The 8400-nt window shown below is 52.0% G+C and carries 13 protein-coding genes and 2 rRNA genes; 11 read left to right on the top strand and 4 right to left on the bottom strand.

The window, feature by feature from the left end; all coding sequences use genetic code 11:
• From K9G39_RS07280 to K9G39_RS07230, 11 genes are all read left to right on the top strand, one after another.
• Nucleotides 1-193, top strand: a 23S ribosomal RNA gene (locus K9G39_RS07280); the annotation flags it as partial.
• Nucleotides 194-306: 113 nt separating this feature from the next.
• A 5S ribosomal RNA gene (gene rrf / locus K9G39_RS07275) occupies nucleotides 307-416 on the top strand.
• Nucleotides 417-687: 271 nt separating this feature from the next.
• Nucleotides 688-1095, top strand: coding sequence for an acyl-CoA thioesterase (locus K9G39_RS07270; RefSeq protein WP_292004261.1), 408 nt, complete (start codon nucleotides 688-690; stop codon nucleotides 1093-1095).
• 30 nt (nucleotides 1096-1125) lie between these two features.
• Nucleotides 1126-1653, top strand: a complete 528-nt coding sequence (locus tag K9G39_RS07265; RefSeq protein WP_292004260.1) for a DUF3856 domain-containing protein — start codon at nucleotides 1126-1128, stop codon at nucleotides 1651-1653.
• A gap of 9 nt (nucleotides 1654-1662) precedes the next feature.
• Complete coding sequence (locus K9G39_RS07260; RefSeq protein ID WP_292004259.1) at nucleotides 1663-2658, top strand: glycosyltransferase family 9 protein; 996 nt, start codon at nucleotides 1663-1665, stop codon at nucleotides 2656-2658.
• A 3-nt stretch (nucleotides 2659-2661) separates the two neighbouring features.
• The gene (locus K9G39_RS07255; RefSeq protein ID WP_292004258.1) at nucleotides 2662-3438 is read left to right on the top strand and encodes an exodeoxyribonuclease III; all 777 of its coding nucleotides are present in this window, start codon (nucleotides 2662-2664) and stop codon (nucleotides 3436-3438) included.
• 268 nt (nucleotides 3439-3706) lie between these two features.
• Nucleotides 3707-4108 carry a 30S ribosomal protein S6 gene (rpsF, locus tag K9G39_RS07250; RefSeq protein ID WP_292004257.1) on the top strand — a complete coding sequence of 134 codons (402 nt, stop codon included), beginning with the start codon at nucleotides 3707-3709 and terminating at the stop codon, nucleotides 4106-4108.
• Between the two features lie 66 nt (nucleotides 4109-4174).
• On the top strand, nucleotides 4175-4648 hold the full coding sequence (gene ssb / locus K9G39_RS07245) for a single-stranded DNA-binding protein (protein ID WP_292004256.1): 474 nt from the start codon (nucleotides 4175-4177) through the stop codon (nucleotides 4646-4648).
• A 37-nt stretch (nucleotides 4649-4685) separates the two neighbouring features.
• Nucleotides 4686-4949, top strand: a complete 264-nt coding sequence (rpsR, locus tag K9G39_RS07240; protein ID WP_292004255.1) for a 30S ribosomal protein S18 — start codon at nucleotides 4686-4688, stop codon at nucleotides 4947-4949.
• A 37-nt stretch (nucleotides 4950-4986) separates the two neighbouring features.
• A complete protein-coding gene (gene rplI, locus K9G39_RS07235; RefSeq protein WP_292004254.1) occupies nucleotides 4987-5442 on the top strand; it encodes a 50S ribosomal protein L9 in 456 nt (151 codons plus the stop codon).
• Between the two features lie 185 nt (nucleotides 5443-5627).
• The gene (locus K9G39_RS07230; protein ID WP_292004253.1) at nucleotides 5628-6020 is read left to right on the top strand and encodes a DUF6858 family protein; all 393 of its coding nucleotides are present in this window, start codon (nucleotides 5628-5630) and stop codon (nucleotides 6018-6020) included.
• 104 nt (nucleotides 6021-6124) lie between these two features.
• Here K9G39_RS07230 and pheS read toward each other — a convergent pair whose 3' ends face one another.
• The 4 genes from pheS to infC are packed head-to-tail and all read right to left on the bottom strand — an operon-like array spanning nucleotide 6125 to nucleotide 8395.
• Nucleotides 6125-7150: a phenylalanine--tRNA ligase subunit alpha gene (gene pheS / locus K9G39_RS07225; protein WP_292004252.1), complete on the bottom strand. Its 1026-nt coding sequence runs from the start codon at nucleotides 7148-7150 to the stop codon at nucleotides 6125-6127.
• Between the two features lie 17 nt (nucleotides 7151-7167).
• Nucleotides 7168-7515, bottom strand: coding sequence for a 50S ribosomal protein L20 (gene rplT / locus K9G39_RS07220; RefSeq protein WP_292004251.1), 348 nt, complete (start codon nucleotides 7513-7515; stop codon nucleotides 7168-7170).
• Between the two features lie 28 nt (nucleotides 7516-7543).
• Nucleotides 7544-7738, bottom strand: a complete 195-nt coding sequence (gene rpmI, locus K9G39_RS07215; RefSeq protein WP_292001191.1) for a 50S ribosomal protein L35 — start codon at nucleotides 7736-7738, stop codon at nucleotides 7544-7546.
• 33 nt (nucleotides 7739-7771) lie between these two features.
• Complete coding sequence (gene infC / locus K9G39_RS07210; protein WP_292004250.1) at nucleotides 7772-8395, bottom strand: translation initiation factor IF-3; 624 nt, start codon at nucleotides 8393-8395, stop codon at nucleotides 7772-7774.
• Nucleotides 8396-8400 lie beyond the last annotated feature (5 nt).

Genomic DNA, 8400 nt, shown 5'->3' with positions numbered 1-8400 from the left:
TGTCACGCCAGTGGCACCGCTGGGTAGCTATGTTTGGTTGAGGTAAGCGCTGAAAGCATCTAAGTGCGAAACTCGCCTCAAGATGAGATTTCCCCATCAGGCTCCTGGAAGATGACCAGGTTGATAGGCTACAGGTGTAAGCACAGTAATGTGTTCAGCCAAGTAGTACTAATAAGCCGATTGACTTAACCATTTTTTTTTAAAAACTTAGTGGTGTTGAGTCTCTATCTTTGCAAAGGCAGGAAAGTTTATAGGTTTACAAAGAGCGCAATCTGCAATCTCTTGTTGCTTCTTTGTCGTCAAGTCTACGGCGACTATTTCCCAGGTGATCACCTCTTCCCATTCCGAACAGAGTCGTTAAGCCCTGGAGAGCCGATGGTACTGCTTAACTGCGGGAGAGTAGGTCGTCGCCGAGAATTTTATACACGCAAGAAGCCTGTCCGCAAGACAGGCTTTCGTGTTTTCTGCCCCTTTTGCCGATCTCTGCCAAGCGACCTCAGCGACCAAAGGGACAAAAGGAACCTGAAGAATATTACACAAGCCCTTGACCGGGTTCCCCTCTTTCCCCTATCTTCTACCTACTGACTACTGACTACTGACTACTGACTACTGACTACTGACTACTGACTACTGACTACTGACTACTGACTACTGACTACTGACTACTGACTACTGACTACTGACTTTATGGACATGACTTCCGCATATGCTTTTATTCTTGAACTTGATGTCCGCGATTACGAGTGCGACTTGCAGGGCATCGTGAATAACAGCGTTTATCAGAACTATCTTGAGCATGTTCGCCATGTTTATCTGAAGCAGGTCGGGATAGATTTCGCTGAATATACCCGTCAAGGTGTCAATCTTGTCGTCGTGCGTGCGGAGCTGGATTACAAGTGTCCGCTTAAGAGTGGCGACCGGTTTGTTGTCGGGTTGAACTTCATGAGGGAGTCGCCGCTGAAGTTCGCTTTTTATCAGGACATCTATCGGCTTCCGGATATGAAGCCTGTACTGAAGGCAAAGATTATCGGTACGGCGCTCAATGGGCGAGGTCGTCCTGAAATTCCTGAGGAGCTTGCAGCATATCTTTCGTGAACATGAATTGATCCATAGATCGGGATACGTATGAAACCATTGAAAGAAGTCGCCATGTCGTACATGGCGCTCGCCGAAGCGCAGAAGAAACTGCAGGAGGGCATGTATGCGGAAGCTGCAGCCGAATCCAGGAAAGCGATGGAGATTTCCGGAACCATGCCGCCGGAAGAGGTTTTTGACCATGACGGTTTCGACGGGCTCTGCTATGCCGCGTTAGCTCCAGCACAGGCAGGACTGGGGGAGTACGCCGAGTGTCTGCAGTCGGCGGAACGTGCCCTCCGCTATTTCAATCGGCGGGGTGAACTGCAGAAGGACGAAGGAAAGCAGTGGATCGCCGTGGTCTTCAGCCGTGCGGTTGCCATGCAGGAAACCGGTTCGCCGGAAGAGGCGGCCAAAGGCTTCAGAATTGCCGGGGAGATGATTGCCGAACGCAAGGGGGAACTGCCCGGCAGGGAGGATATGCTGCGGGAGATCGCTGAGCGGCTTTCAGTTCTCGGCAAGGAGTCGAAACCGGCTGAAAAGCCGGGCTACAGGGCGTGGTGGGAGTTCTGGTCATAGATGAATGATATGGATGCAGTGAAAACGATACTGGTGATGCGGCTGAGCTCGATCGGCGACGTCATCCTCACTACACCGCTTCTGCGTGAAGTGGCGGCAGCCTTTCCCTCCTCCCGGATCGACTATTGCACCAAAAGTTCATTTATTGCGCTTCTGAAGGAAAACCCCTTACTGCACGCTCTGTATACTCCCGAATCGCCCCCTTCCGGCTCTTATGATCTTGTGATCGATCTTCAGAACAATCTTCGTTCACGCTCGCTTGTCCGGAACCTGAGGGCACGGAGGGTGGTAAGATACCGGAAGCAGAACTGGAAAAAATGGCTGCTTGTAAAGACCCGTATCGATTTTACAGGCCCGTATCGGTCCGTTGTTGACCGTTACCGGGATTCGCTTGCTGATTTCGGGGTGGTAGCTGACGGTCGGGGCTGTGAACTCCATCCTTCGGCCTCGGACCTGGCCTTTGCCCGCGACCTTCCTGATTCAGGAGGGCGGCGCCTTGCCGTCTGTTTCGGCGCCATGCACGCCTCCAAGCGGTATCCTCCGGCTAATTTCGCCGCCGTTCTTTCGGCGCTTTTCGAGGCAATTCCCCTGCAGGCGGTTCTTCTTGGCGGTATGGACGATGTTTCCTATGCCCGGGCTATCCTGCAGGCCCTTCCGGAACGTTTCCTGCCGCAGGTTGTCGATCTTGCCGGCAAGTGCTCGCTCATGCAGAGCGCGGCAGTGCTGGAAAGCTCCGACGGCGTTCTCTGCAACGATACCGGGCTCATGCATATGGCTTCGGCGTTCGGCAAACAACTTTTTGTGCTGTTCGGCTCATCGGTTTCGGCGTTCGGCTTTCTTCCCTATCGGGCGCCGTTCGTACTTTTCGAGGCTAAGGGGCTCCGGTGCCGGCCATGTTCGCATATCGGCCGCGACCGGTGTCCCGAAGGTCATTTCCGATGCATGAACGATTTGAAGGCAGAGGCTGTAGCCTCGTCGATTCTCGATTATTTCAGGACATTATAGCCCATGAAAATAGCATCCTGGAACATCAACGGCATTCGCGCCCGCAAAGACGCCCTTCAGGCCTGGATCCTGAGTCGGGAGCCCGATATTCTCGTGCTCCAGGAGGTCAAGGCGTCCGAAGCGGAGGTGCCTTCCGAAATCAGTGATTTTGAAGGTTATCGCAAATTCTGGAACGGCTCGACGATCCGAAAGGGGTACAGCGGAACCGGCATGCTGGTCAGAGAGTCGCTGGCCTCCGGCGCTGTCAGCCGGGAGATCCCCTCTTTCGATCTTGAAAACCGTACCATTGTGCTCCATACGCCGTTTTTTTCCCTTATCGGCACCTATGTTCCCAGGGGGGAGAGCCTGGTGCACTACCGGATAAAACTCGACTACCTTGACGCGCTCCGGGCGTATGCCACGGAGCTGCTCGCATCGGGAATGCAGGTCGTCATTGCCGGCGATATGAATGTCGCCCACCGCGATATCGACGTGCACCGTTCGCAGAACAAGCCGGGAGCCGTGGGTCTGAGGACGGAAGAGCGTTTCGCCATTGACCGGCAGATCGCCGCAGGGCTTCGCGATATCATGCGGGAGCGCAATCCGGAGGCAAACGACCTGTTCACCTGGTGGCCCTACTGGCGGCAGGCCCGCGAGCGGAATCTGGGATGGCGGATAGATTGTTTCTACCTCTCTTCGGAGCTGTGCGGTCGGGTAATCGAAGTATCGGTCGATTCTGATGAAAAAAGCTCCGATCACGCTCCGGTGCTGCTGGAACTCGATATTTCCGACTCCGTCTGACGGATATCGGAATGCTGTCGGAATACACCCCTCCGTTGCCATGAACCGCCGCGTTTTGCTGCAGTTCAGACGCAAGGAAACAGCCCTTTTCCGCATGATTTTGACGGTTGGAAAAGTGGGTCGAAAGCCTTACCTTTAAGGTTCAAATTTGCAGGTGGTGTTTACTCCATGTTGTCATGCGGTAAATCCGAGGGGAACGGCGCGCGCAATACCCTACTCCCGCCACAGGCAAGCAACTGACGACGTTTAACTTATCAGCTATTGCGCTATGGAAAAAACAAAACTCTATGAATGCACACTCATTGTTGACGGAGGGCTTCAGGACGAAGCTATTGCCGCCGCAATGGAAATGGTGCAGAAGGTCATTGCCGGAAAGGGAGGGGACATCAAGAGTGTTCTCGAAATCGGCAGAAGAAAAATGGCATACCCGATTCGCAAGAAGACCATCGGTTATTATGCCCATATCGAATTTACCGCTGCAGCTCCGGTTATAGCGGAAATCGAGAAGGTGCTCCGCTATGAAGAGGATCTTCTCCGATATCTCATTATCCACCTGACCGGCGCACTGCTTGAAATGCGCAAGAGGGTTGAAAAGTACAGTGTTGTGATCGGCAGCCCGGAAGATACCGCAGCTTCTGAAGCGGAAGAGCCCGGAAAAGATGCGAAATGATGGTAAGGTTCAGTGGAAAGGCAGGCGAGGATTGATTTCAATTGAGATTAAAACGGAGAAGATGCTATGGCTGAATTAAAAATGCCTGAAATTAACAGTGTTATTATCGCTGGCAACCTGACCAAAGACCCTGTTTTCAGGCAGACTAATTCAGGAGGAACACCTGTCGTTAATTTTTCAATCGCCTGCAACAGAAGGTTTCGTGACAGCAATCACCAGTGGCAGGAGGATGTCTGCTACGTCGGTGTCGTTGCATGGAACAAACTTGCCGAAAGCTGCCGTGACAACCTGAAGAAAAGTTCCGCAGTACTGGTTGACGGCGAACTGCAGAGCCGGACATGGAAAGCGCAGGATGGATCGTCGAGAACGGTCGTCGAGATCAAGGCCAGAAGAATTCAGTTCCTCAACAAGCGGAAACGAAACGGTGAAGAGGATGAAGAGGGCTTTATCGAGGATGACTGCCACGATATCCATCATGAAGAACTCGGCGATGAAGAGCCGGGTCATATCTACGAATACAAATACCTTTCTTCCGATTGAGGAGGATTGACCAGAACAATTTTGTGAAGAACAACTTATGAGACAGAAACCCACTCAGCAAATGGGAAACAAATCGTTAGGAAACGCTTTGGCTTCCAAAAAGAAAGTATCGAAAAACCAGGTCGTGTTTTTCGATTATCGCGATGAACGCAAACTGAAGCGCTTCATCAACGACCAGGGGAAAATCATTCCCCGCCGCATCACAGGGCTTTCCGCAAAGGAGCAGAACCTGCTGACTCACTCCGTGAAGTGGGCAAGGTTTCTTGCGGTGATTCCCTATGTTGCCGACGAGTACAAATAAACAATTTTGCAATCTATTGAAACAAGGAAGCTAAGCAGTGAAAGTCATTTTAAGAAAAGATGTGGCTGCCCTTGGTGATGCAGGCGACGTTGTTGCTGTAAAAAACGGTTATGCGAACAACTACCTCATCCCGCAAGGAATGGCTATAAGAGCGACGGAAGGTACGCTCAAAGCGCTTGAAACAGAAAAGAAACAGCAGGCGAAGAAAATCGAGTTGCAGCGGAAAAACGCCCGTGATCTTGCCCAGAAGATCGAGCAGATGACCCTCAAGGTTTCGGCAAGGGCCGGCGAGTCGGGCAAGTTGTTCGGCACGGTTACTTCTGCCGATATTGCCGAGGCGCTGAAAGCACTGGGTGTCGATATCGACCGCAGGAAAATCACCCTCGAGGCTCCGGTCAAGGCTCTTGGAAAATACGAGGCTGAAGCCAAGCTCTTTATGGACGTCACCGTAAAGGTCAACTTCGAAGTTGAAGCCGAAGGGGCGGGTTCCTGATCGGGGGACAACTCCATTGCTGTCAATAGGAAAGCTCCATGACGAAATTGTGTCATGGAGCTTTTTTTATGTGACGGCTTTGGAAATTCCTTGATCGAGCTGTAGAATACCTATTACGGTTTGCCGCAGGTCGGTATGCCGGGTCCAGTAAGTAGTACCATTGAACTAAAAAAGGGGGAGTCGCTATGATCCAGACGCTTTTGCAGGAGAAATACCCCATCTACACGCTCGAGCTTGACAAGGCCGAAACAAGCTGCCGCAGTGTCGATGATATTCTGGCCCGTTTCAAGGAGAGGATCGACGCTAATCCGGTGGTAAAGTACATCGGCGTTTTTGACCACTACGCACATACAGCTTCCCTGTCGGAAGGCGTGATCGCTCCCGGTATCAGGGATGCGAAGAATATTGTGTTCTGTTTCGGAAAAGAGATTCCCAATCCCGGAGTGCTTGCCGTGCGACCCCGCTCGATCGGTGTGACCGAACTCGAACATTCATTTGTCGTAACCTTTCTCGAGGCGCCCAACCCTGCAGCCAATGAAGCAATGGAAGTCTGGACAAAACAGCTGAAAGACAAATAGGCCCGCAAGAGATCAGCTCTGGAGATGTACATGTAAAAAGCCTCCCGGAATATGTATTCCCGGAGGCTTTTTTTATGTGCAGAAAGCGCAGGCAGGGCTGATTTTCATGCAGGGAACTGGCGGAGCATGCGGAGGTCGTTTTCGAAGAGCAGCCGGATATCGTCTATTTTGTAACGCAGCAGAACGGTTCTGTCCACTCCCATGCCGAAAGCGTAACCGGACCATGTTTCAGGGTCGATACCGCAGTTGCGCATCACGTTGGGATGAACCATGCCGCAACCCATGATTTCAAGCCATCCGGATTTCTTGCATACCCGGCACCCTTTGCCTCCGCAGAGATAGCAGGTGACATCGACCTCTGCTGAGGGCTCTGTGAACGGGAAGAAGCTTGGTCTGAACCGGAGCTTGACCTCTTTGCCGAACATCTGGCGTGCAAAGGAGTAGATCGTTGCTTTCAGGTCGGCAAAAGAGACGTTCCTGTCGATATAAAGTCCCTCGAGCTGATGGAAAACGCAGTAACTGCGGGAGCTGATGGCTTCGTTGCGGTACACCTTGCCCGGGCATATCACCCTGATGGGCGGAGGGTTGTCGAGCATTACCCTGACCTGAACCGGTGAGGTGTGGGTACGCAGGAGCACGTCACCCGAAGGGTTTCCCCTGGTGACGAAAAAGGTATCCTGCATGTCCCTTGCCGGATGGTCGGGAGGAAAGTTCAGCATGTCGAAATTGTACCGGTCGAGTTCGAGCTCGGGCCCGGTTGCAATGCTGAAGCCCATTGCTGAAAAAATCTGTTTCATCTCGCCCAGAACCTTCTGCACGGGATGCTCGCTGCCGGTGAAATATCTTCTTCCCGGCAGGGTAAGGTCAAGCGCGGGCGCTTTGCCTGCCGACGTTGGGGAAAGAGCCTCATCGGCATCGGCAACCTTTTGGTCGGCGCTCTGCTTGAGCGTATTGAGCAACTGTCCGATTCGCGGTCTTTCTTCAGGTGCCACCGATTTGAGCTGTCCGAAAAGAGCGGCGATGAGGCCTTTGCGGACAGTGTATTTGAGCCTGAATGCTTCGAGATCCTTATCGCTTCGGATCCCGAAGTCACTGATTTCCTGCAGCAGACTGCGAATGGCTTCTTCCATTGAAAACGGGGTGATGCTTAATCGATGACTGATTTGACGATCCGGGTAAACGCCGCCGGATCCTTTACGGCAATTTCAGCCAGTACCTTGCGGTCGATCTCGACGCTTTTCTTGTTCATGGCGTCGACCAGTTTCGAATAGGTTGTGCCGTTCAGACGGGCGGCGGCATTGATGCGCATGATCCAGAGCGAACGGAAGTTACGTTTTTTTGCCCGGCGGTCGCGGTAGGCATACTGTTCTGCTTTATCGACAGCGTGTTTGACGACGGTCAGGATATTTCCACGCGATCCCCAGAAGCCTTTTGCTTTCTTGAGAACTCTTTTTCTCCGTGCGCGTGATGCAACGGCATTATTTGCTTTAGGCATTGCTACTCTAAATTAAGGTTATGACAATTTATGCAAGAATCATCCGCTTGATCTGCTTTTCCTTCGTTCCGTCAAGTATGGTTGACTGGTGCAGGCGGCGTGTACGTTTTCTGTTTTTCTTTTCAAGGTTGTGTGAACCGTTCATTCGTTCACGCTTGATTTTTCCGGATGCGGTAGCTTTGAATCGCTTGCATGCTCCGCGGTGTGATTTCATTTTAGGCATGATCGTCTCATTTGTTTTTATAAAAAAGTCCGTCTATTCCGGCTTCTCTTTCTGTTCGGGAGCCGGTGCAGGTGAGGGGGCGCTTGTTTTGGCTTTTATCCGTTCGAATGCATCAATTTTTTTCTTGTCGGGCTCGAAGTAGACAAACAGCTTTTTCCCTTCGAATTTCGGTTCACCATCGCGATTGCTCACGCAGCTCAGGCGTTCGGTAAGTCGTTCAGCCAGCTCGAGGCCTTTATCCTTGTAGATGATCGAGCGTCCGAGAAAGACGATCGTTGCCCGGACCCGGTTGCCTTTGCGCAGAAACTCCTCGAGATGGGCGGTCTTGAAATCGAAGTCGTGCTTGTCGGTATTGGGATGAAAACGCAGCTCCTTGAGCGTTGTGGTCTTCTGCTTTTTCTTGAGATCCTTCTCCCGTTTGTCCATTTTGAAGAGAAGCTTGCCGAGATTGTCCAGTTTACATACAGGAGGCTCTGCGTTGGGCTGTACCTCTATAAGGTCAAGATTCCGATCTTCGGCCATACGTCTTGCGTCAAGGGTTTTCATGACCTGCTGGGTGCCGTCCTGAAAGATGATACGCACTTCAGGAACACGTATCTGTTCGTTGACCCTGTAGGTGAGCTTCGGCTTCTGAGTCGTCGTCTTCTGTTTCTTCATGAGAT

This window comes from Chlorobium sp. (assembly GCF_021740465.1).
In the GTDB taxonomy this organism is placed as follows: domain Bacteria; phylum Bacteroidota; class Chlorobiia; order Chlorobiales; family Chlorobiaceae; genus Chlorobium.
The sequence above is the reverse complement of the archived record's forward strand: the minus strand, read 5'-3'. Positions and strand labels throughout refer to the sequence as shown.